The organism is Vibrio sp. 2-Bac 85 (assembly GCF_037546705.1).
In the GTDB taxonomy this organism is placed as follows: Bacteria; Pseudomonadota; Gammaproteobacteria; order Enterobacterales; family Psychromonadaceae; genus Psychromonas.
Genome location: NZ_JALAAB010000003.1, coordinates 290,998 through 315,077, shown reverse-complemented (window position 1 = coordinate 315,077; position 24,080 = coordinate 290,998). Strand labels below are relative to the sequence as shown.

The 24,080-nt window shown below is 37.1% G+C and carries 21 protein-coding genes; 9 read left to right on the top strand and 12 right to left on the bottom strand.

Annotated elements, in window-relative coordinates:
* Positions 1–2: 2 nt before the first annotated feature.
* On the top strand, positions 3–1,373 hold the full coding sequence (pntB, locus tag MT390_RS05775) for a Re/Si-specific NAD(P)(+) transhydrogenase subunit beta (protein WP_499440062.1): 1,371 nt from the start codon (positions 3–5) through the stop codon (positions 1,371–1,373).
* Positions 1,374–1,457: 84 nt separating this feature from the next.
* Here pntB and MT390_RS05770 read toward each other — a convergent pair whose 3' ends face one another.
* The gene (locus MT390_RS05770) at positions 1,458–1,916 is read right to left on the bottom strand and encodes an Lrp/AsnC family transcriptional regulator (protein ID WP_499440060.1); all 459 of its coding nucleotides are present in this window, start codon (positions 1,914–1,916) and stop codon (positions 1,458–1,460) included.
* Positions 1,917–2,174: 258 nt separating this feature from the next.
* On the opposite strand from MT390_RS05770, the gene MT390_RS05765 reads away from it, so the two are divergent.
* Entirely contained in the window at positions 2,175–3,158 is a 984-nt protein-coding gene (locus tag MT390_RS05765; protein ID WP_499440081.1) for a hypothetical protein, read from the top strand.
* Between the two features lie 163 nt (positions 3,159–3,321).
* Here the strand turns inward: MT390_RS05765 and MT390_RS05760 are convergent, their stop codons facing one another.
* The 3 genes from MT390_RS05760 to MT390_RS05750 form a co-directional block, all read right to left on the bottom strand.
* Positions 3,322–3,540 (bottom strand): hypothetical protein, encoded by a 219-nt coding sequence (locus tag MT390_RS05760; RefSeq protein WP_499440059.1) that lies wholly within the window; start codon positions 3,538–3,540, stop codon positions 3,322–3,324.
* Between the two features lie 699 nt (positions 3,541–4,239).
* Positions 4,240–5,028, bottom strand: a complete 789-nt coding sequence (locus MT390_RS05755; protein WP_299660603.1) for a M48 family metallopeptidase — start codon at positions 5,026–5,028, stop codon at positions 4,240–4,242.
* Between the two features lie 137 nt (positions 5,029–5,165).
* A complete protein-coding gene (locus MT390_RS05750; RefSeq protein ID WP_499440058.1) occupies positions 5,166–6,368 on the bottom strand; it encodes a multidrug effflux MFS transporter in 1,203 nt (400 codons plus the stop codon).
* 192 nt (positions 6,369–6,560) lie between these two features.
* On the opposite strand from MT390_RS05750, the gene MT390_RS05745 reads away from it, so the two are divergent.
* Positions 6,561–7,517, top strand: a complete 957-nt coding sequence (locus MT390_RS05745; protein WP_499440056.1) for a LysR family transcriptional regulator — start codon at positions 6,561–6,563, stop codon at positions 7,515–7,517.
* Positions 7,518–7,697: 180 nt separating this feature from the next.
* On the opposite strand, the gene MT390_RS05740 is transcribed toward MT390_RS05745, so the two are convergent.
* Both MT390_RS05740 and MT390_RS05735 read right to left on the bottom strand, forming a co-directional pair.
* Positions 7,698–8,765 (bottom strand): branched-chain amino acid aminotransferase, encoded by a 1,068-nt coding sequence (locus MT390_RS05740; protein WP_299660591.1) that lies wholly within the window; start codon positions 8,763–8,765, stop codon positions 7,698–7,700.
* 376 nt (positions 8,766–9,141) lie between these two features.
* Positions 9,142–9,765 carry an alpha/beta family hydrolase gene (locus MT390_RS05735; RefSeq protein WP_499440054.1) on the bottom strand — a complete coding sequence of 208 codons (624 nt, stop codon included), beginning with the start codon at positions 9,763–9,765 and terminating at the stop codon, positions 9,142–9,144.
* Between the two features lie 189 nt (positions 9,766–9,954).
* Between MT390_RS05735 and MT390_RS05730 the strand changes: the two genes are divergently transcribed.
* The gene (locus MT390_RS05730; RefSeq protein WP_499440052.1) at positions 9,955–10,476 is read left to right on the top strand and encodes a GNAT family N-acetyltransferase; all 522 of its coding nucleotides are present in this window, start codon (positions 9,955–9,957) and stop codon (positions 10,474–10,476) included.
* A 131-nt stretch (positions 10,477–10,607) separates the two neighbouring features.
* On the opposite strand, the gene MT390_RS05725 is transcribed toward MT390_RS05730, so the two are convergent.
* The 6 genes from MT390_RS05725 to syd all read right to left on the bottom strand — a co-directional run bounded on the left by MT390_RS05725 (position 10,608) and on the right by syd (position 16,675).
* Positions 10,608–11,000 (bottom strand): 4a-hydroxytetrahydrobiopterin dehydratase, encoded by a 393-nt coding sequence (locus tag MT390_RS05725; protein ID WP_499440051.1) that lies wholly within the window; start codon positions 10,998–11,000, stop codon positions 10,608–10,610.
* A 37-nt stretch (positions 11,001–11,037) separates the two neighbouring features.
* Positions 11,038–12,702 carry a SagB/ThcOx family dehydrogenase gene (locus MT390_RS05720; RefSeq protein WP_499440050.1) on the bottom strand — a complete coding sequence of 555 codons (1,665 nt, stop codon included), beginning with the start codon at positions 12,700–12,702 and terminating at the stop codon, positions 11,038–11,040.
* Between the two features lie 22 nt (positions 12,703–12,724).
* On the bottom strand, positions 12,725–13,162 hold the full coding sequence (locus MT390_RS05715; RefSeq protein ID WP_499440049.1) for a tellurite resistance TerB family protein: 438 nt from the start codon (positions 13,160–13,162) through the stop codon (positions 12,725–12,727).
* Positions 13,163–13,703: 541 nt separating this feature from the next.
* On the bottom strand, positions 13,704–14,552 hold the full coding sequence (locus MT390_RS05710; RefSeq protein WP_499440048.1) for a PA4780 family RIO1-like protein kinase: 849 nt from the start codon (positions 14,550–14,552) through the stop codon (positions 13,704–13,706).
* Positions 14,553–14,997: 445 nt separating this feature from the next.
* Entirely contained in the window at positions 14,998–15,882 is an 885-nt protein-coding gene (locus MT390_RS05705) for a DMT family transporter (RefSeq protein ID WP_499440047.1), read from the bottom strand.
* A gap of 235 nt (positions 15,883–16,117) precedes the next feature.
* Positions 16,118–16,675 carry a SecY-interacting protein gene (syd, locus tag MT390_RS05700; protein ID WP_499440046.1) on the bottom strand — a complete coding sequence of 186 codons (558 nt, stop codon included), beginning with the start codon at positions 16,673–16,675 and terminating at the stop codon, positions 16,118–16,120.
* Positions 16,676–16,779: 104 nt separating this feature from the next.
* Between syd and queF the strand changes: the two genes are divergently transcribed.
* From queF to xni, 5 genes are all read left to right on the top strand, one after another.
* Positions 16,780–17,637 carry an NADPH-dependent 7-cyano-7-deazaguanine reductase QueF gene (queF, locus tag MT390_RS05695; protein ID WP_499440045.1) on the top strand — a complete coding sequence of 286 codons (858 nt, stop codon included), beginning with the start codon at positions 16,780–16,782 and terminating at the stop codon, positions 17,635–17,637.
* A gap of 312 nt (positions 17,638–17,949) precedes the next feature.
* Entirely contained in the window at positions 17,950–19,980 is a 2,031-nt protein-coding gene (locus MT390_RS05690; protein WP_166370860.1) for a tetratricopeptide repeat protein, read from the top strand.
* Between the two features lie 67 nt (positions 19,981–20,047).
* The gene (locus MT390_RS05685) at positions 20,048–21,517 is read left to right on the top strand and encodes a GGDEF domain-containing protein (RefSeq protein ID WP_499440043.1); all 1,470 of its coding nucleotides are present in this window, start codon (positions 20,048–20,050) and stop codon (positions 21,515–21,517) included.
* A 323-nt stretch (positions 21,518–21,840) separates the two neighbouring features.
* Positions 21,841–23,193 (top strand): nucleotide 5'-monophosphate nucleosidase PpnN, encoded by a 1,353-nt coding sequence (gene ppnN / locus MT390_RS05680; protein ID WP_299660556.1) that lies wholly within the window; start codon positions 21,841–21,843, stop codon positions 23,191–23,193.
* A gap of 1 nt (position 23,194) precedes the next feature.
* The gene (gene xni / locus MT390_RS05675) at positions 23,195–23,983 is read left to right on the top strand and encodes a flap endonuclease Xni (protein ID WP_499440042.1); all 789 of its coding nucleotides are present in this window, start codon (positions 23,195–23,197) and stop codon (positions 23,981–23,983) included.
* The last annotated feature ends 97 nt before the right edge of the window (positions 23,984–24,080 follow it).

Below are 24,080 nucleotides of genomic sequence, written 5' to 3'. Positions count from 1 at the left end.
TCATGTCTCAAGGATTAATTACTGCTGCTTATGTTATTGCAGCCATCCTGTTTATCGCCAGCCTTAGTGGCTTAAGTAGCCAAGAAAGTGCACGAAGAGGTAATGTATTCGGTATTATCGGTATGATTATTGCCGTTTTTGCCACCATTGCTAGCTCACAGGTTTCTGGTTTAGGTTACATCACCATTGCCATGGCAGTAGGTGCTGGTATTGGCGTTCGCTTAGCATTAAAAGTTGAAATGACTTCGATGCCTGAGCTAATTGCAATCCTGCATAGTTTCGTAGGTTTAGCGGCAACCTTTATCGGTTTTAACTCTTACTTAGACCATGCAGTTTTAGCCTCTGCAGCGCAAACTATCCATGATGTTGAAGTATTCTTAGGTATCTTCATCGGTGCGGTTACTTTCACTGGCTCTATCGTTGCCTACGGTAAATTAAGCGGAAAAATCAATAGCTCGGCGTTATCTTTACCGGGTAAAAACTGGATCAACATTGCAGCGGTAACTTCTGCAGCCTTCCTGTTAGTTGCTTTTGTAAGCGGTGACTTAGGCTTAACAGCACTTATCATCATGACTATGATTGCATTAGCATTCGGTTGGCACTTAGTGGCTTCTATTGGTGGAGCTGATATGCCAGTAGTTGTTTCAATGCTTAACTCATACTCAGGTTGGGCAGCTGCCGCAACAGGTTTCATGCTAGCAAATGACTTACTTATCATCACTGGTGCATTAGTAGGTTCAAGTGGTGCGATTCTATCTTACATCATGTGTAAAGCGATGAACCGTTCATTTGTGAGCGTTATCCTAGGTGGTTTTGGTACTGAAACATTTGAACAAGGTGACCAAGAATACGGCGAGCACCATGAAACAACGGCACAAGAAGTCGCTGCGTCATTAAATGCTGCAAAAAATATCATTATTGTACCAGGTTACGGGATGGCTGTTGCGCAAGCACAATACCCAGTAGCTGAAATTACTAAACGTTTACGCGCTAAAGGTAAAAATGTACGTTTTGGTATTCACCCTGTTGCGGGCCGTCTACCTGGCCACATGAACGTGCTACTTGCTGAATCAAAAGTACCTTACGATATCGTATTAGAGATGGATGAAATCAATGAAGATTTCCCTGATACTGATGTTGTATTAGTTATTGGTGCAAATGACACCGTTAACCCTGCAGCAAACGAACCAGGTACACCTATTTCAGGTATGCCAGTATTAAGTGTTTGGGAAGCAGAGAAAGTAGTCGTGTTTAAACGTTCAATGGGCGCTGGTTATGCTGGTGTACAAAATCCACTGTTCTTTAAAGACAACTCTGAAATGTTATTAGGTGATGCAAAAGCATCGGTAGATGCAATTTTAGCTAGCCTATAATTAGCAAGCTAATAAATAGTTAAGTAAGCAGTAACATTTACTTTAAAAGCCGAATCAAAATGATGATTCGGCTTTTTTTGTTTATTAAAGGTCGATAGCCGTACTGTGCTTTACCGTGCGTAATGAAACTGAAGTATGAAACTTCCTAATATTTAAATCCGTATGCAACACACGGTCAACAAATGCTTCATAGGCTTGAATATCCTGTACACAAACAATCAGCACAAAATCATATGCTCCGGATATTTGGTAACATTGCATCACTTCATTAGCTTTGATAATTGAATTTTTAAATTTCTGGTAAATATCAGCTCTATCTCGTTCCATCTCAATAGAAACAATCAAGGTCATTTTATTGCCCGCTAACTGCGTATCAATGATTGAAACATCAGCAATAATAACTCCGCTCTCTCGTAAACGTTTAACACGCTTTAAACAAGCGGGCGCTGACAGCCCAACTTTATCAGCAAGCTCAATGTTACGTAGACGGTTATTTTTTTGCAGCGACATTAATATCGCACGATCAATTCTATCAATTTCCATTATTTTGCCTTAATACTACTATTATTTTCTTTTAACCCTATGACTTTACCTTAACTCTATGACTTCACCTTAACTTTAACATTTTCTCTGTAATCTATTATTTCTCTCAAGCCCTATTATTAGTGAAGATATTTCTTTAAAAGAGAAGCAAAAGAAATATTAAGGAGCTGAGAAACAATATTTGAAATTTAGTTACAACTATCTTATGTATCATATAGCTTATTAAATTTAAGAAAACACACAATAAAGGTCAGTATGATGCAATCCGTTAAATATTTTTTCATTGAGCTAGGCAGAGATATTTTTAATGTTACATTCACTCTGTTTAAAGTCATGATCCCAGTATTAATTGTAATAAAAATAGTTGAAGATCTAGGTGGGATTGTTTTATTAAGTGAATTACTTGGACCTCTTATGCAAACCGTAGGCTTACCGGATAGCATGGGGTTAGTCTGGGCAACAACCCTACTGACCAATATTTATGCTGGTTTGATCGTCTTAATTACCATAGATGACACACTAACTGTCGCACAAGCCTCGGTGCTCGGCAGCATGATGCTACTTGCGCATTCATTACCTATTGAGGCCACAATCGCGAAAAAAGCCGGAGTCAGTTTATGGGTTACCTTGACTCTGCGCATTGGCGGCAGCTTACTATTAGCGTGGTTATTACACCTGACCTATCAATTAACGGATAGCCTTAACCAGCCCGCTAAAATGCTTTGGTCTCCTGAAGTCAGTGTGGAAAGTGGTTATCTTGACTGGGCAATGAACCAGCTACAAAATTTAGTGATGGTCTTCTTCGTTATATCAATCTTGCTATTCACGTTAAAGATTTTAAAAATACTAGGTATTGAAAAGTTAATGGCGATCATCTTGAAACCTTTTTTACGGTTATTAGGGATCAGCCAAGAGGCGACTAATATTACTATTATTGGTGCTACATTAGGACTTTCATTTGGCGGAGGATTATTAATACACGAAGCGCAAAAAGGACATGTAGCGGCACGTGATGTATTCACTTCAATTATGTTGCTAAATTTATTACATAGTTTAATTGAGGATACATTACTGATTTTATTAATGGGAGCAGATTTTAATACCATTTTTTGGGGAAGATTATTGTTTTCATTTATTATCATTGCCGTATTAGCAGCAACCATCAGAAAACTATCGCCAGTGTTTTGTGAGCGTTATTTATATCGCAGTGTTGCATCAAACAAGATGCAATCAGCAACATAGGCAATAACAAAGGAATACATACACCATATAAGCTAACTTCAATCTATATTAAGCTAACTACACTAAAGAGTCAGCTTGAACTGAGTACCATTAACATAGTAATATTATAAAATGTATATGGTTATCTTATATGGCATTTACTTTAAATGCTTTAGCATGAAAATTAAAGGTGACGTCTAACCACCTCTGCTTGGTCAATAACTCCTTCAGAAGGCGACCAACAACAAAGTTGCAGTTCATTCCTTACATCGATATGCACCCAGCTCATCTCTTGCCCCTGTTTTAACGGACCACACTCTACAAACTTAATATCAGCCAATAGTGCCTGATGTTCAATAATATATTTTCTGGCTGCTTGAGCTGAAACTTGTTTAAACTTCATATCAACTGCTCGCCCATATTTATGTTGTGAGCGACTAGCTAAATATTTGTCCGTTGAGCCATAAAAATGTTGATCTCTAAGCCCACTATTTTTAAATTTACCTCCCCATGACCAATCATTAATAGTACAGGATCCTAACTGCTCCCTTAAGGTATCAATTAGCCGTAATAATCTATCATCAAATAAGGTCCAGCAATGATCCCCCAATCGCTATACATCTGAGGAGTCACAAGTTCTTTAATATCAAAATGCTTACATTGGTAACTCATAGCACACACCTCCCAATTATTAATAAGCAGAAGAAGAGGTTTTGATGTTACTCCTAGAAAAGTATGGGTCATATTAGATATAGAAAAACGCATGCTGAAGCACAAAAATAATGTCTACCTCAGTAAAAAATAAACTATTGAGGTATGAAATTAAGCAGTAAAAGTGAGTTAAATAAACAAATCTTGTGGGAGTGGTATAAATGGAAGGAGTTAAAAATAAATACTTATAGCATAATAAGAGCTGATTATGATTAGCAATGAACGAGGTTAATGGTGAGCAAGGTTAATGGTGAGCAAGGTTAATAGTGAACTAGACTACTTAACTCACCTAGATCACTTGAAGCAAAATACCATGCTCAAACTACTACGCCACTATTCTAGTACAAGTTAAAGTGGCATAGCTATACTGAGCAAATTACAACTGAGCAAATTACATTGAGCAGTTAGGATGTTGTTTACTGCTTTTAGTTAATTTTTTTAATTCATCACTTAAGTTATTAATACGGGTTTCATTAGATGGGTGAGTTGATAAAAACTCCATTGGCTCACTTCCACCTGAAGCAATCGCCATATTTCTCCAGAGCGCAATACTTTCCTGAGCATCAAAACCAGCATCATTCATTAGGTGTAGACCTACAATATCAGCTTCTGATTCTTGAGCTCGACCATAGGGCATAGTAATACCATATTGAACACCTAATCCTAGGGCAGCCATACCCATATCAGCATATTCAGTCGTACCTATGGCAGTTTGTGCTATTTGTGTTCCATAGCCTGTTATCTGGCTTGAAGATAAACGCTCATTAGAATGGTTTGCTTGAACGTGTGCAATTTCATGTCCAATAACCGCAGCGAGTTGATCTTGATTTTTTGCTACCTGCAATAAACCAGTATAAACACCTATTTTACCACCCGGTAATGCAAAGGCATTCACCTGTTCACTATCAAATACCACTACTTCCCACTGGTCGAAATCAGGTTGTTTACCTAAGGTATCAGTGATTTGCTTGCTAACGCATTGTACATAGGTATTCACTTTAGGATCTTGATTGATTTTTTCCTGTGTTTTTAATTCCGCAAATGATTTTGCACCTAAGTCAGCCATTTCAGCGCCATCAAACAATAACACCTGGTTACGCCCTGTAGGTGAAGAGGTAACACATGCAGTTAATAAAATAGCAGAGCTTAGTAGTGATAATTTTAAGATTGAATGCTTCATAGTAAGTCCAATTACAAATGGTTAATTAATTTATTATCTCAGGCTAAAACCAATAATGCCAATGTATTTTAAATATCAAAAAACACCTACTTTAGAATTAATAGGCTATACAATTTAATGCAGCCATCGTTTGGCTCTTATGTGTAACTTATTTGCTCTTGATGCCAATGTTTGTATTGCGGCAAAAACATAGTCATTAATAATATTACACTGCCAGCACCAATCATCACTACATTTGCATAGGGAGCACTCAGGTTTGTTTGCTGTATTAATCCAGCTAGTAAGGCAGCACCACTCATTTGAATACAGCCTAAAAGAGCACTAGCCGTTCCCGCCCGTTCTCCAAAGGCACTTAAAGCCATTGATGTTGCAGGCCCTAATAATAATGCGAAACCAATACATAAAAAAAGCATAGGGACCATAAAGTAAAACCCGCCTAATAATGCGCTGGTGACGGGTAGTTGTTGGAATATGACCTGTAAAACAGCAGAAAGCACCATCGTCCACAATGCAACTGTCACCGTTTTATGATTGCCTAATCTTTTAATCACTTTAGGGGCAAGAAAACACGCACTAATGTTAACGATCGCATTAAAACCAAATAAATAACTAAAGGTCAGTTCATCCAAGCCTAAGTGCTTAATGATCCAACTCGGCGCATAGGAAACATAGGTTAAAATACTAGCCATTGCGATCATGCAAGTAAGAGCATAAAAAACAAAGTGGCTGTTAGCTAGAATTGGTTGATAACGTGCCCAGCGGTATAAAGCAGCATTATTACTGTGTTCAGGACGTGTTTCAGGTAATTTAAATGCCACTACAAACAATACTATTACAGCGTATAAAGCCATAAATATAAAAGTAGAACGCCAACCAAACTGTAATGCAAGTAACCCACCTAAAGTTGGAGCTAAAGCAGGGATAACACAAATAACACCGTTCAAATAACTGTAATAATGTGCACTTTTTTGTGCATCAAACCGATCTCTCACGGCGCTAAATACCACAATAGAAGTAGCACAGGCAGCAACTCCCTGTAATACACGTGCTAGTTGTAAATATTCAAAATCTACAACTAAAGCTGCTAGTAGGCTGCTCGCGATATATGAACAAATACCAAACAGAGCAATAGGACGACGCCCAAATCGATCCGCTAAGGGACCAATCAGAATCTGCCCTATCCCCATCGAAAATATAAATAACACTAACGTAGATTGAACCTGCATATCTGAAACAGAAAAATCTTGTGCCATTTGCGGCATCGAAGGCAAATAGATATCTATCGCCAAGGGGCTTAATACCACCATGATCATTAAAATAGGTAATAACTTCAGGGTCATCTCAATCTCTTATATAAAATAGGTAACTGGCAATCTTTAATGCATTAGATACTATTAGTACGGCTACTATTAGTAAGGCACATTAAAAAAATTAAAAATAAAGGGTAATTAACTTTCGTAGTGTAAATCAGTTATGATATGAACAGAAATGATATTAATTCAGATCTTAATTTCCCAATAGGAATATCATCCATGAACATTGATAAACTTGCGCGTGTAGATTTAAATCTATTGCTTATTTTACAGGTACTATTGGAAGAAGAGAGTGTGACACGAGCAGCGTTACGCTTAAACCTAAGCCAGTCAGCCCTCAGTAAGAGTTTAACCCGCTTACGGACTACACTACATGATCCCTTGTTCACCCGAACTGCGCATGGTTTAAAACCAACGACTCATGCACTAGAACTACAGCCGAAACTATCCCCTTTATTACAAGGTTTATACCAACTTACACAAGCGCCAAATTTTGATCCACTTAGCAGTGACAGACACTTTTCCATCAGCATGCTAGAAAGTGCTTACGCCACATTATTAGCTTGCTTCATTAGTCCGTTATTACAACAAGCAAAGCATATTCGCTTGGATGTATTAAGTTGGAAAGAAGGTTCAATGCAGGCGCTACTTCAAGGCAAAGTGGACTTTGGTATTACCGGAATAGATTTCTATCAAGATCAGCGTTTAAGCACACAGAACTTACCTGATGGTATTGCCCACAGCATATTATTTCATGATCAACAAACCTGCTTAGTGAATGAACACCATCCCGCATTACTTGCACTAGAAAGTGGGACTTGGGATAGAGAAACTTATTTACAATACAATCACTTACAAGTTTGTTGTGAGGGGAATAACCTATGGGCATTAGATTATCATTTAGAAAAAAAAGGTGAAAAGCGCAATATTATTAGCACTTTACCTGACTTCTATGGGGCGGCGAGTGTTTGTGCTCATAGTGATTTAATATTTACCCTTCCTTCAAGCTTTGTACCGCACGCACAAAAACTCTATCCACTTATAGAAATCCCTCTGCCTTTTACATTTGAAAATATGGCTTATGTTTTATTATGGAATCAACGTAATAGTGACGAATTGGGGCATAAATGGGTAAGAGAAATGATTTGCCGAAGTGTTGCGGATACGTTTAACTAAGAGTTATTGAGAGCAGACTAGATAGTATGAGAATAAACAAGGTTATGTAGTCACACTGTTTAATCGAACTTATTAGTAATTTAAAACTAGAGCTATAATAAAGGCGCTTAAAGCGCCTTTATTATGTAAAGTTAACTTAAAAGTAGTGTTTGCTTAAGTAATTCGATTAAGCAGTTCGCTTTAGTAGTTAACTTTTTCAATCCAACCGAATTTGTCTTCACGTGATCCGTATTGAATGCCTGTTAATTCATCATATAAATTACGAGAAACAGTACCGGCTTTATTATCATTAATAAAGTAGTCTTCGTCTTTCCAACATAATTGACCAACCGGAGAAATAACTGCAGCCGTTCCACAACCAAAGGCTTCAGTAATTTTACCGCTTTTAATATCAGCTAAAATATCTTCAATGGCAATTTGCTCTTCAGATACGGTATATCCTAACGTTGGAGCCAGTTGCAATATAGAGTCACGAGTGATCCCCGGTAAAATACTGCCGCTTAACTTAGGTGTCACAATATGATCGCCATAAACAAAACAAATGTTCATCGCACCCACTTCTTCGATATATTTACCGTGTATGGCATCTAACCAAAGTACTTGAGAATAACCACGTTTAGCAACATCTTCCGACATATATAAACTCGCAGCATAATTACCACCTGTTTTAGCTTCACCAACACCACCTACAACAGCACGACGATATTTATCAGCAACATAAACAGAAACAGGTGAAAAACCATTTTTAAAATATGCGCCAGCAGGGCCTGTAATAATAAAGTGCAAGTATTTATCACTAGCACCTAAGCCTAACTTAGCACCAGTCGCGACCATAGTAGGACGAATGTATAAAGAAGTACCATTTTTGTCAGGTACCCATTGGTTATCTATTTTTAATAGTTCCATTACCGCTTTAAGGTGGAATTCCACATCAACTTCTGGCATTACCATGCGCGTAGCTGAACGGTTAAAACGTTTAAAGTTTTCACGTGGGCGGAATAAGTTAATATCCCCTTGTTCAGTACGGTATGCTTTCATACCTTCAAAAATTTCTTGCCCGTAATGTAAAACTGATGCCGAAGGATCCAGTTGTAGCATTTGATAAGGTTTGATTTCAGCATTTGACCACTGTTGAGCGGTATCAAATGATTGTGTAAACATGTGGTCGGCAAACACTTCGCCAAAACTAAATTCTGCTGGGCAAGCTTTACGCTCTGAAACTGCTAACGGTTTGATATCAATTGACATGTAAATCCCTTCTGTATCTAAATGCTTTTTGCGACAACGAATGAAAAGCATAAGCATTATTGCTCACGTGTCGGGCGGAGCTAGATTCTAAAAAATATTCCACCATACATCCACTGTTCTTTTAAAAAAAATAGGATTAAGTAAAATTATTAGCCTAACAATAACGGTTTAAATTTTTTAATATTAAAATAAATAAGTAGCATACTCCGCTATCGTTTAACCGCAACAATAAATAAAAACAAACAATAGTAATCTATATCAATAGATTAAAGACATTCATTACATATTGTTATGCAGCATTACGTTTAATATAGGGCTATTAAAGCAACCTTTAAGTGCAGTTAGGCTTTCAAAGTTACTTTTTCAAATGCAAAGTTCAACAGTTTCTAATATAAGCAACAAGAAAGTCGATACTAGATTGAATATGTTGCTGCTGAGTCAAACCGCTTTTTACTCTTGGTTTAAAGTCATGGTCACCATCTTCTAACCAACACCATTGGAAATGCTCAGGTAGCGAATACCCTTCAACCTCTTCTTTGTCACCAAGCTTATCACGCGAACCTTGAATTATCGCCAGGGGTTGTTTAATTGCTGGCAGGTGTTCCGTGCGAAGTTTTTCCGGTTTCCCTTGCGGGTGAAATGGATAACCTAAACAAGCGATGCCTTTTACATTTTGCAAAAGCTCGGCGGGCTCCTGTGCCGCTAACAAGGTGGCCATTCTGCCTCCCATCGATTTCCCACCAATCACCATCGGTTGATTTAATTTTTGTATTACATCCATAAATTGCTTGATCAGATGCGGCGCTCGCTCCGGAGGGCGACGGCTTCCTGTCTCAATACGTTGCTGCATATAATTAAAATTAAAACGAGCAACGCGAATCCCTTGTTTAGCTAAACCAGTCGCCACTTTTTCCATAAAGTCTGATGTTAACGGCGCCCCTGCTCCATGGGCAAAAACAAATAAGGGACCATTGCTTGGACCATCAAAAATAAGCTGCATATCAATCTCTGCCAAATAGATAAATAATGATCATGCTAGTAAGCGATTGAATGGTCAAGCAAAGCTCATGCAATAGCTTAAATTATTAGCTACAATCTGTGCTTACCGCTTAACGATTAACGATTAACGATTAACGATTAACGATTAAAATATAACTCATAGGAGAGAATGGGCATGCTAGGTCAGAATATGAAAAAATGTACCTTCGACCAAGTACATTTACTGCAAAAAATCGCAATACAAACCTACCAAGAAACATTTTCGGAGAGTAATAGTGATGATTTGCTACAGCAGTATTATAAACAATCGTTAAACCTAACAAAATTATCCGCACAGTTAAAAATGACTAATAGCGAATTTTACTTTATCTACTCAGCTCCGCTTGCTGATCCTGAAGCTAAACTCGCTGGTTTCCTCAAGTTGAACATAGATGATGCACAAACGGATCTATTAGATCCTGAGGCATTAGAAGTTGAGAAAATCTACATCCTAAAAGAGTTTTTATCTCAAGGATTAGGTAAGCAAATGATCTCATTTGCAATTAAGCGCGCTCAACAACAAAATAAAAAACACCTTTGGTTAGGTGTTTGGGAAAATAATTTTTCTGCATTAAATTTTTATAAAAAAATGGGGTTTGAACAGTTTGGTGAACATGGATTTGATATGGCGGGCGATATTCAAACTGATTTATTGCTCCGTAAAGATCTATAAATAGATAGTTTAATAATCTCCTTTATAGCCCATGCATAAATCATGCATAGCCACTGTAAAGTTCTCTTGCATCGCACCTGAATAATCCCAGTTGTTTAAACATTAAAAAACGAGTGCAAAAACAACTAGGATTATACTTTCCTTTCAGCCATTTCAGCAAACACAGCACTGGTTTTAGCCGCCATAATAAAATCATTTTGACTTAATCCTTTTAGGTTATGGCTCCACCACTGGACGCCCACCAGCCCATACTCGACTACCATCAAAGGGTGGTGATTGACCGACTCAGCTAAATCGGCTATTTGATTAACAAATAACATTGATTTTTTATAACGTTTAGTCGCAAACTCAGCCGTTAGTTTTTGTATGCCCTGTTCCTCAACTAACTGCCAATTATCCGGCTCAGATGATTGAGCCTTTAACTGTTTAAGTAACTCAATCGCTTGCTCTTCATTTAGTAACAGTGCTTTATCAGTGTCACTCGTATCACAGGCCCTACAAGTTTGTTGTTTTAACAATGTCATCTATTACTCCTACATCTGTTTTAAAATTAAAAGCCTATTAGCGTATATCCTGCAGATGAAAATAAGCCGGTTTAGTTGATATACGCGCATCATCTAGCTGCTTGCCGATAGTAAAATGATACAAACTTTGCCATTGTTGATCTTTTAATCCCAACAAGTCATGTACCAAATCATCAAAGAAACAACCGATACCTGTTCCTCTTAAATCATCACTCTCAGCAGCTAAATATAATACTTGACCAATTAACCCAGTTTCCCAAAATAATAAAGGATATTGGCTAGCAGAATAATCCAGACTCTCTTCAAATCGCGCTAACATACCCAAACTATATGCGCTATCTGCAGCAATATCCTGTTCACAACTTAACGCTTTAGCCACCCGCCTATAATCGCCTTTTTTCAACAAGTACAAAGGTTTATCCGAATAACATTGTTGCCATTGAAAATTGCTATGCATCGCAGATTTTAAATCTTGTAGATGCCTAGCATTACGTACCCAAACGTATAGACCTGAATCAATGCCCTGTACATTATGAATAAATAACAACAAATTTACTTGCGCTGTTTGTGGCAAGACAGAAAAAGGCACGCTTTGTGTGGGCAATGTTTTTTGCAGCTGCGTTAAAAATAATTCGCTGGAGATGGTACTCGTTTGTCGATCAAAACTTTGAGCACTCCTACGTTTCTGGATCAAACCTTGCGCACTATCATCTAGTGGCGAGCTATTTTTAGCATTCGTGGCATATTCATAATTTACAGTATGACTGTTTGAAGCCTCTGCATCTTCACTTATAAATGAAAAATCTACCTGATGACTTGCTTTAAAAACAGCATCAATAACCGGCCAATCTTGATGTGATTGACTCAATTGATTAGCTTGATCAATATAATTAAAATCAGCTAGTTCATTGAGCCATTGCTTTACTTTATGAAAGTCTGTTGGCTCTGCACTTACCCAACATACGCAATCAACATATTCAACTTCTTGCGCTAACTGTGATGATTGATTAAGCCCTAATAACGAGTCTATTTTTGTATTCGGCAACTCATCTAATACCGTTATATTCCAACCATTTAAATTAGCGGCAATGTTCAATGCACCTAATGCATGCCCTAAATCATGTTGGCAGTATCGATAAGCACGTTCCCCGTATTTCCACGCTTCTCGCCAAGCTATACTGGTTAACACAATGGCAAAGCCTTTAGCTTCTGCCAAAAATTCAGCGCTTGAGTCTATTGATATAGCACGCTTCTCTAAACAATTAAGATAAGGGTTGTAATGCACGCTATGTATTTTGTTCAGCTCTGGATTTTGCACTGTAGGGCTTTGCAACTCAGGCAGTAATAAATAGCATTCAGTGGGATGCAAATTGCCGCTAGAAGGGTTAATACGTAGTGCCCACTCATTACCGTTATAGGATTTCCACGCCGATAAACCTAAGCTGTTTTGCAGTAGTGAAGCAACACTCTGTAAAGAAATAACAGTAGGTGCGCATACTGATTGTTGAAATAAGTCACTCGCAGGAGAGTCATCTTTACCTTGCCCTAATGGCAAATATATTTTATCTGTCCCTTGATATAATCGATAGGGCAAGGGTTGATTCGCCCAATCCATATAACCCGCAGAGCGAGCATATGCACCAGGCCTGTGTTTTGTACGCTGATGATAATCTTTAACGGTTTGCAATGAAGATTGAGTCATATCAATACTCTTATCAGTTTACTTATGATTGCGGCATAACAGCCAGTTTAGTGCGAATAAAGTCACTGTGATTAACATAAATTAATGTTGCCACCTTACGTATCAATGCTTCTTCCATTTCATCTAAGTGACCATCGGCATAAGCGACTTGCCACATGGCTTTTATCAACTCAATACGCTTTTCTCGCTCTAAATCCCCCAGTTGTGAAGTAAAATCAAAAACAGATTGGCTACTTTTGGCCTCCTGCAGACCTACATTTAATAACTCAGCTGCTTTCTCAGCATTAACATTAAGTACTTTTTCTAGCGAGCGAGTAGCAACTATTTTTTCATCCGCACTAAGGTGATGATCTGCGATACAAACCTCACATAATAAAGAAGCAATCGCTAGAGTATTATCGAATTCAGGGTGTTCATCAGATATCAGAGAACTTATAAAATGTTTAACTGTTGCAATCATATTTCAACCTATAGGAATGAAAAGAATGGAGATGATTTAATGCTGGGCTTTGAGTTAAAAGGCTCGTAATTACTCAGCACCCATTAAAACTGAGTGCTTTTTACCAAAATAAAAACGTAAATGCTCAGGGCTAAGCTATTTATGCTTAGTTCAAGGCGAAAAAGCGCAGTTTAGTGGTTTAAATGAGCATTTTTCAACGAAGAAATAGGCTTAAATAGCGACGGCCTGAGTAGTTACAAAGGCTCATCAATTATCAATTGCTCATCCTAGCCTTAATCAAAATAGAAATCAAAGTGTCTTAGTTGTCACACTATATAACAAAATACTCAGTAGATTAGGGATTGAAGAAAGCTTAGGATTTGGATTGGAAGGTTAAAATTTGAATTCTGCTTGAAATCACGAATAAGGCACCGTAATGAATCTGTTACTCTTTAGCTGCATGATCATGTTACGTAGGTATGTAACGTAGCTATGTAACGTGTAACGTAACCAAGTATCGTAAACCACTGTTATATTAAGTGGTTTACGTTATTAAAAGAACTTAATCAACGTCAGAAATACGGTCTAAACGGTCTAGTTCCTCTTCTCGAGCAGCATTAATTTCATGCAATACTCCATCAACGTCAGCATCAATGTCTGAGTCAACAAATCGTCCCGTTAATATTGTTTTAGGTGATAACTCACCCGTTTCAAAAATAGACCAAATTTCCTCGCCATAACGTGTTTTGGCAAGATCTGGTGCAAATTGAGAATAATACTGTGTCATGTTATTCACGTCACGTAACAACATTTTCTTCGCATTATTATTACCAGCAGCATCTACGGCCTGTGGTAAGTCAATAATCACAGGACCTTCTTCATCCACCAACACATTAAACTCTGACAAATCACCATGGATCACACCAACACTGAGCATACGAACCACATAGTCCATCACTTTAGCGTGGTCAACAATTGCCTTTTCTTCAGACAGGGTCACATCATTTAAACGCGGAGCTGCAAAACCCTCTGCATCGGTGATCAGTTCCATGATCAATACGCCACCGAAACATCCGTAAGGTGTAGGCACTCGAATACCTGCATCGGCGAATTTATACAAGGCATCCACTTCAGTACTTTGCCAAATCTCTTCTTGTTGCTCACGCCCAAATTTAGAGCCTTTTTGCATTGCACGTGCATTACGACCATTGCGGACTTTTCGTCCTTCATTGTACAAAACCGCATTTTTAAAACTACGTTTACTAGCTTCTTTATAAACCTTTGCACAACGAACTTGATCACCACATTGAACAACATAAACTGTTGCTTCTTTGCCGCTCATTAACTGGCGTAGTACATTATCGACGATGCCATCGTCAACTAATGGTTGAATTCTTTTAGGTATTTTCATTTATATAATTTGTTTTCTAATATTTTAATTGATTGAGCTAAATGCTATTTAATTAAATAAAGAGCTAAAAAGCAGAAACAGTATTACCCAGTCATTACCTTAATAGATAATAGTTATGCCAAGTAATAGTGAGATAGAAGCATATACTCATTAGTCTTAAATATATGCCTAGGCAATTCATCAAATAAATAACGGCTACATTCATAGCGCCTCATTTATAGTGCCTTTTAACTAAGTAGTGTATTAATAAAACACTAATAAGCGCTTATATCAAAAGGTATAACCGTCCATAGTACTATAAAAGCAATCGTTTCATTGTTTCTTTTTGTTCAATTCATGACATGCAAAATAAAAATCCACTTAATTTTACTTTTACAGCATAGAAAATACTTAGCAATTAAGAACTAAATCAAGCCCTAAAATAGATTTTATAATAGGTGATTATTTATGATTTTGTCTTTTTGCCAAAAACATTCACTAGTGCACCTAAAACGATTAATGAACCTCCAATTAAAGTCCAAATAGAAGGAACCTCATTGAAAACAATAACCCCAAGGATAGCCGAGAAGACAACTTGTACATAAGAAAAAGCACTGACTTTAGCGGCAACTTCACTCTGCATGGCTTTAGTTAAGCCGACCTGTCCAATTTGGGTAAAAATGCCTACAAACAATAATAAAATCAACGCTTCGGTATTGGGCATAACAAAGTTATCGCCTAATAAAATAACTGATAATGGTAAGGCAATCAGGGGGAAATAGAAAATAATCACGGAGCTGTCTTCGGATTGACTTAAACGCTTAACTAATACATAAGCAGTACCACTGCCTAATGCGCCTAATAGTGCAGCGCAAACACTAAACCAAGGTAAAACCGCTTCTCCTGTCATCGATAAATTGGGCTTAACCATCGCCAGTAAACCAAATAAACAAAGCACAATACAAATTAATGTTGAACGTTGAATCCTTTCTTTCAGAAAGAAAAAAGCTAACAAAGCAGTAAAGACGGGATACAGATACTGTAATAATGTCGCTTCAGCTAGTGGTAAAGTCGTGACTGCATAATAGACGCAAATTAACGCTAAGGTCCCTACCCCGCCACGAGCAATAAGCAGCGTTTTGTTATTTCCCCACACAGGAATTTTCTTACGCTTAATATCAACATAACTAATCAACAATGAAATAATCCCGCGAGCAGCAACAATTTCAAAGACAGGAATATTATGGGTGCTTACAAGCTTCACACAGGCAGTCATCAATGCAAAGGAAAAAGCTGACAGCAACATAAACCGTAAGCTAATCGGTATCGACAAGAAAAAATTTCGTAACATAATTAGACTAATTTGATTAAAAAAATAGACGTGCAGTTTATCGTATTTTGCATCGCCTAGTTATTTATTTGAATCTTTAATTTTCAGATTATGCATTGATTTAAACGTTAATATGATAACAAACATTGTTCAATATCATTCATCAATGCTCATCTACCTCGCGAGATATAAAGAAGCATAGCAAAACTTAAAATGAAGCAATATTTATATGCCCTTTAACTATCAGCCATATCTTTTAACTATCAGTCATAATAGGCGTTAACTTTTCTAGAAATTCCGCTAATGACTCCGCTAACACTGCTTCTTGTTTTTTACCTAAGGTTTCTAATTGCACTTGCCCTGTTTCATTTAAAATAGAAATGACTTGCATCTCATCGCTGCAGGTTGCAATAAACATTGATGCTGGTTTTTTTAATCGTTTTTGCATCATAAAGTGAGCAATCATATTTTCTTGCAACACATTAAAGTCTTGTTCATTCCACACTTGAATAAGTTCAATTGGATGCCCTTCAAACTCGCAACATAGGTGGTCGCTATAAGCGCTGCAAAAAAGATCTTCAATAGAAGGATGTAAAGTCACTTCCAGTGCTTGCTCAATATTATTAAGGCTCGCTTTTTGCTCTCTCGGCACAGCCTGCCATGTTATTTTATCATCCTCAACGTTACCAACCTGACAAGGAGACAACCATTCAGGGTCAAAAGATTGAGTCGGTAAAGTTTGCTGTATTGATTGCCATAATTGTTGATGACGTTGATATAATGCAAATAACTGCTGTTGTGTATCTGTATTCATAGCTCGAATAATTCTTCTTTTTAGTTACAATACGGCATATTGTAACTATTCGGGCAGCCTTGTCTTGTTTTTCTGACAACGCTTTCCTCTAAATGAGATGTTCCATGCCAAATTCAACACTTTATAACCAAGATGAAACATTACAAAACTTATCTTTAGGTAAAGTCACAGAGTATAAATGCCACTACGATCAATCCTTATTGCAAGGAGTTCCACGTAGTTTGAACCGTAATGAGCTTAACTTAGATGCCTCTGAACTGCCTTTTCATGGTTTTGATCTATGGAATATTTACGAACTTTCCTGGTTAAATAATAAAGGTAAACCAATGGTTGCAATGGGGATTGTTAAGGTCCCCTTTGATAGTGAGTTTTTAATAGAATCAAAATCCTTTAAATTATACTTAAACAGCTTTAATCAAAGTAAATTTGAGTCCGTTGCAGCGGTACAAGCAATATTAACTGCAGACTTATCAGCCTGTGCCAACAAACCGGTTAGCGTCGACCTTAATGCAAATCTAGATATGATTAACGAGTCACTGGGTACTTTTAGCGGTGTTAACCTAGATGAGTTAGATATTGAAGTTGACCAGTATCAACTGTTACCGTCATTATTAACGGATATTAGCTCTGATACTACAGTAACGGAAACACTCTACTCACACTTATTAAAATCAAATTGTTTAATCACTAGCCAACCAGATTGGGCAAGTGTTGAAATAAGCTATACGGGTAAATCACTCGACCAGGAAAAGTTGTTGCGATACTTAATTTCATTTCGCCAACATAATGAATTCCATGAGCAGTGTGTAGAGCGTATTTTCTGTGATTTAATGAAGTATGGTTCTTTAACATCGTTAACCGTTTATGCTAGATATACACGTAGAGGCGGCTTAGATATTAATCCTTTACGTAGTACGTCAATGGAATCTGCAATTAATAATATACGCTTGATACGCCAGTAGTTTTATTAATAATACTGACTTAATAGTGCTTATTAAGTCAGTATTATGAGCAGAAGTGCAACTGTTCGCGTTTTTACATGTTATGTTGCACTTACTTAAATTATTTAGTTGTACCGCCACCGTTTTGTGATGAGGTTTTAATTATTAATGCGTTTGTTTTCAAGAGTCTTATTTAGCTGCCTTTTACTTTCTGTTAGCCATCCCCTATGGTCCCTTGAATTATCGGGGGCACTTATCCCTGCTTCAATCAAAGAAAGTTATAAAACGCGTCAATTGGAACCTCTAAATTGTATTAATTCCGTTACTAAATTTATGAATAAGGTAGAAGCTCTGCCCACTTATGCTGAAGGCACCATGCCTAAGAATAGGTTGACCTCTACTAAACGCATTCCTAATCATGCGCCTTCACAGTTATTAGCCTCTTGTTATACAGAGCTTGCAGACTACGAAAACAGTTTAGCGTTACTGATCCCTTTACTAAAAACGCCAAGTATCACTCCCGATGAAATCAGAACATTAAATATCATTGCTAGCGAGATACCAGAGTCTGAGCGTCCACAGCTCAGTAATGAAGCACTAATTAAAATGCTGCTTAATTCAATTGAGTCTATGAAAGATAAAAAGCATGCAAACAAGTCAAACCTAGTCGATATTCTTCGTTTAACTATCGCTAAACTCGCGTTAGCGACGCACCAATATCAATTAGCGAATGAGTCGTTAAGCCAAGTTAAAAAGAACATAAAAAATACCAAGCATAAAGAGTTAGTTGCGTGGTTAGCTTATTATTATGGTCATTATTACGATCAAATAAATCAGCAACAATTAGCTATATCCAACTTTCAAACAGCAAACGAAATGGCAGACCAACTACACCTGATAAAATTAAGCAGTTTAGTGAAAGAAAGTTTATCCAATCTTTATCAACAAAAACATCGTTACACACAAGCAATGGATTTTGCTAGCCAACGTGTTGAGCTTTTATTGCCCACAGACAATTATGTACAGCAGGCGGATAGCCTATTAAAATTTGCGATTTTAAAACGTCAAAATAAAGAATACAATCAAGCGATTATCTACTTATTTAATGCGTTTGAACTGGTAGAAAAGAAGCATAAAATGTTACTTGCTTACACCTATTTAGAACTCGGTAGAACTTATGCTTCGATGCCTTACGATTTAAAAAAGAACACCGAATTAGCACAGAAATATTTGCAAAATGCACGTTATCATTTTCAAAAATTACATCGACTTGAACAAGAAACTGAAAGCACTTTATTATTGGCGCAATTAAACATTCGAAGTCAAGATACGGGTTTAGCAATTCTACAATTAGAAAGTGTATTAACTTTGGCCAAGGATAGATTTCCAGAGCTACGCGTAAAGGCTTTTGAAATGCTCGCCCTAAGCTATGAGTTATCCGGCGACCATCAGCAAGCAAATTTTCATTTTAAAAACTTCCACTCTTTGCAAAATGCAATTAAAGAAAAACTATTTGCTCTGCAACAATTAAAAATTAATGAGCAATTTCAACTCATTGAGCAAACACAGCAACAAATCCAACTAGAAACCAAAAACAATGAGTTATTACTCAAAAATAATCGCTTTAAAAACATTGCCTATATTGTATTGGCGTTATTAGGCGTCACTTCATTATTTACATTATTTATCTTTATTCGTCATAAAAAACTCGTAATTAGAGAACAAATAACGCGTAAAAAATGGTTGCATCACCCTCGAACACGTTTAATATCACAACAAGCACAGGAATATGATCAACAGTATCAAGGACGTCCCCTGTTTTATGCTTTGGTACATATTCCATTTTTAAGTAATTTAAACGGTTCAAAAGGTTTGTTCAGTGCAGAGAAAATAGAGTTAGCCTTAGGACAAGAATTAAAAGCTAACTTTTCTCAACATACACAAATTAGTCAAGTCAGAGATAATCAACTACTATTTATTGCCGAACAAGAACATCATGGTGAAGCGAAAAAATTAGCACAGGATATTGAATATTTCTTTCAAACATTTGCAGAGAATTATGATTTAGATGGAAGAGTTTCAACAGGCATAGTTGCTTTTCCCTTTTTAAACAATGTCACTCGTGCAATAGCGCCGGAACGCATGCTTAATATCACTTGTTTAGCTTTATTTGGTGCTTGTCAAATAAGAGAGATAGTACACGAAAGTAGCTGGTTAGAATTATATGCAATAGAAAAAATTCAACCTGCATTCTTTGATGGAGATTTGTGGTTATTAGGTCAAGCAGGGATCGATAAAGGAATAGTAAAATTGAAAACGAGCCATCCCAACATCCCTATTGCATGGCCAGAGATTAGTCGCTAAGCGATTGTAATTTAGTTAAAAAAATAGCTCGCATTAAGAAAATTGTAAATATTAAAGGATTATATTCATGGCATCATCGGCGCTAACAAGGTTATTACAACAACTCTTAAGACGAAATTATCGCCAAGATAAAGCTTTTGATAAATATCAAATCCGATTCCTAAAAAAATTACAAGCAACATCTACCGATGAAAGCGACAACGATCTATTCGATGAATGCGTCGTACAGTTAGCAACAATCCCAAATAATTTAGATGACAAGCTCTCAGAGGGACGTTTAATTTCTCGTCACTCGATCACGCAATTACAACAAATAGATTCTTTATCAGACACCATTAAAACTCGACTCCTAGAAATGCAAGATGGAGATGTCCCTTACACTATTATTGAGCATCAAGTTGAATTAAAAGAACTGATCAAAATTTATCAACGCGCAGTAATAGAACTGAGTAAACGTTCGATGCAATCTGACGACGATCATAAGGGTGACGTAGAATTTATTAATGAAGAACTGCAGCAAGTGATATTAGAGTTAGATGTTGGTGAAGCTTATGTACAAGATCTTGAAAAACTACGTATTAATATCAGTAACGAAAGTGATCCTTTTCAATTACCTCATCATTGTTTACAAGTCATTAATCTAATCATTAACAGTACACGTGAAGAGCGTAGTTCTTCACGTCATTTTTTATATACACTGAATGATAGCTTAACCGAGTTTTATTTAAATTTTGCAAAAACCTTAAATGCAACTGAAGCTGGTTTTGCACAACAAAAAGATACCTTTGTATCTATAGAAAAGAGTGCAAAAAGTCTACAGCAACAAAGTGAAGAAGCACAAGATATCGATAGTTTACGTAATTACATTACTAGCTACGTGAGTGAAGTGAAAAATGTCATTGCTGAACAAGAGAAAAAGAAAGAGCAAAAGTTTCGTCATAAATTTCAAGGTATGGTGAGACAAATTAAAGAACTGCAAAGTGAAACACAGAGCTATCAAAAAACACTCAAACACCAAACTAAACAGTTACAGGTCGACTTTTTGACTAAAATCCCCAATAGAGCTGCTTGGAGCGAACGCCTAGAAATTGAAATAACGCGTTTAAAACGTTATAAAACCCCGCTACAAATGGCGGTCATCGATATCGATAACTTCAAAAGTATTAACGATAATTTTGGCCATTTAGCAGGTGATAAAGTCCTACATGCCATCGCTCAAACATTACAAAAATCAATTCGTAAAACAGATTACATCGCCCGATTCGGTGGCGAAGAATTTGCATTATTATTACCTGAGATAAACCAACAACAAGCACAGTTTGTATTAAATAAATTACGAGATCGTATTAAAGCAATCACTTTCAGATTCAAAGAAGAAAACTTAATCATCACCATCTCAGTTGGTTTTACCACCTTAGTTTCAAGTGATGATCAAGATGAAGCGTTTGAACGTGCTGATACAGCATTATATCAAGCAAAAGCAGAGGGCAAAGATCGCGTCATCTTTATAGAAAAAATAGCAACTGATGACAAATAAGATTTAACTGGCAACAGATAAATAAATTGTCTGTGCTGTTTCCCATTAAAGGCGCAAATTCAGCAAGCATTAAGGTGAAGAGACTCTAAACATAAAAAGAATGTTCTAAGTGAATATAATGCACCTTCAACATATTGTATTTTAAACTCCGTTTCCTTTATCTAAGCTGAGCTCCTAGTTATTTAAGTAGAGCTCCTAGTTCTCTAAGCTGAGATCCTAGTAAAGTCTGTAGCTAATTCAATTATTTAATAAATAACTGGTACTTTTTGATGGCATCTCTACCTAACTAAGTTAGTCTTAATAGACAGTCAAAAGGAGAAGCTATGATTTCACATATCAGTCCCGTTGGTAGCATGGCGCTATTATCTCAATTAGAAGTAAACCAACTAAAATACAGCGCCTCTTGCGAAGTTTATCAATTATTTAGAAACTGCTCTTTAGCAGTATTAAAGTCAGGTAGCCATACCGACAGTAGTAAAGAGATCCTTGAACAACATAAAGACTTTCAAATTAATGTACTCCACCAAGAACGTGGCGTCATCTTAGAGCTATTAAATCCACCAGAAGATGCCTACATCGATGGCGAGCTAATCAGAGGCATGCAAGATCACCTGTTTTCAGTGTTACGTGACCTTTTATATGTCAACACACAATTACAACCCAACCCACCATCAGCGTTCAACAGCGAGCAAGCGACCAGCTTAGTGTTTTCGATTTTGCGTAATGCTAATGTACTTAAAGCCGGTGTCGAACCCAGTGTTGTCGTTTGTTGGGGAGGGCATTCTATTAATGATATTGAGTTTGCTTATACCCGAGAAGTTGGCAATCAATTAGGGTTACGAGAACTTAATATCTGTACAGGTTGTGGCCCAGGTGCCATGGAAGGTCCGATGAAAGGTGCCGCAGTAGGACACGCAAAACAACGTGTCAATAATGGGCGTTATATTGGTTTAACCGAGCCTGGCATTATTGCCGCAGAGCCACCTAACCCGATTGTTAATGAACTGGTTATTTTGCCAGATATTGAAAAGCGCTTAGAGGCTTTTGTGCGCTTTACCCATAGCATCGTTATTTTCCCGGGCGGCCCAGGAACAGCGGAGGAATTGCTTTATATTCTAGGTATTATGATGCATCCTGAAAATAAACGTCAGCCCTTGCCTATCGTGTTAACAGGGCCAGCCAGCAGTGTTGATTATTTTAAAGCCATTGATGAATTTATTGTGAATACGTTAGGGCAGGAAGCACAGCAGCATTATCAAATCATTATTGACGATGCGCCATTAGTCGCCAAGCTCATTAAAAAGTCCATGCGCCGCGTTAAAGAGTATCGCAAAGCAATTGGAGATGCTTATTCCTTTAATTGGACATTAAAAATCGACCATGATTTCCAAGTTCCTTTTATTCCAAATCATGAAAATATGGCAAACCTGGTTTTGCATCGCGATCAGCCAAAAGATCAACTTGCATCCAATCTACGTCGTGTTTTTTCTGGGATCGTTGGTGGTAATGTAAAAGATGAAGGCATAAAATCCATTGAAGAAAATGGTCCATTTTTGTTAACCGGTGAAAAAGATTTAATGCAACGCGTAGACAAATTATTAAAGAGTTTCATTGAACAAGGGCGAATGAAACTACCAGGAACGGTTTACACCCCTTGCTATAAGATTAAAACTTAATATGAGTGCTTGTTTATTAATTATAGATGCGATGAACCTAATTCGTCGTATCTATGCAGTACAAGAAAAACAAAATAAAAATATCGACTTTGCATTAAGTGCAACCAATAACACCGCCTGTAATGCACTTCAAAAGATGTTAAGGGCGCATCAGCCGAGCCATGTTATTTGCGTTTTTGATAGCCACCAGCAAAGCTGGCGCCATCAGTTACTACCTGAATATAAAGAAGGTAGAAAACCGATCCCCGAGGCTTTAAAAGCCTATTTACCACAAATTCAAGACGCATTTTACGAAATGGGTATTGAATCTTTAGTCACAGAACAAGACGAAGCGGATGATTTAATTGCAACGTTAACAAGCAAAGTAACACAAAGACAACAGCGCTGTATCATAGTGTCCACGGATAAAGGCTTTTACCAATTACTGAATGCCTACACTAGCATTTACGACTATTTTCAATCATTACATATGGACAGTTATTATGTGGAGCATAAACTGGGCTTAAAAATAAACCAATTAATCGATTACTGGGCCATAACAGGCATAAGTAGTAGCCATATTAAAGGTGTTGAGGGAGTTGGTAATAAAGGCGCATTAGCACTTTTACAGCAATATCAAAGTCTAGATAACATGTTACAACAAACACAATCAATCGTTAGCGAAGATAAACGCCTGCAAAAAGTACAAGCACATCAGGCTGACGCGCTTTTATCCAAACAACTGGTTACTTTAAAAACCGAAATCGGATTAGGTTTTAATTTAAAAGATTTACGTTATCAAACCAAATAGTAAAGAATACAAAAGAATAACTTTAATGAACAAAAGACTAAAAAAAATGACCAATAAACTTACCCTGTCTGCACCACTTTTCGAGCACTCACGTTAA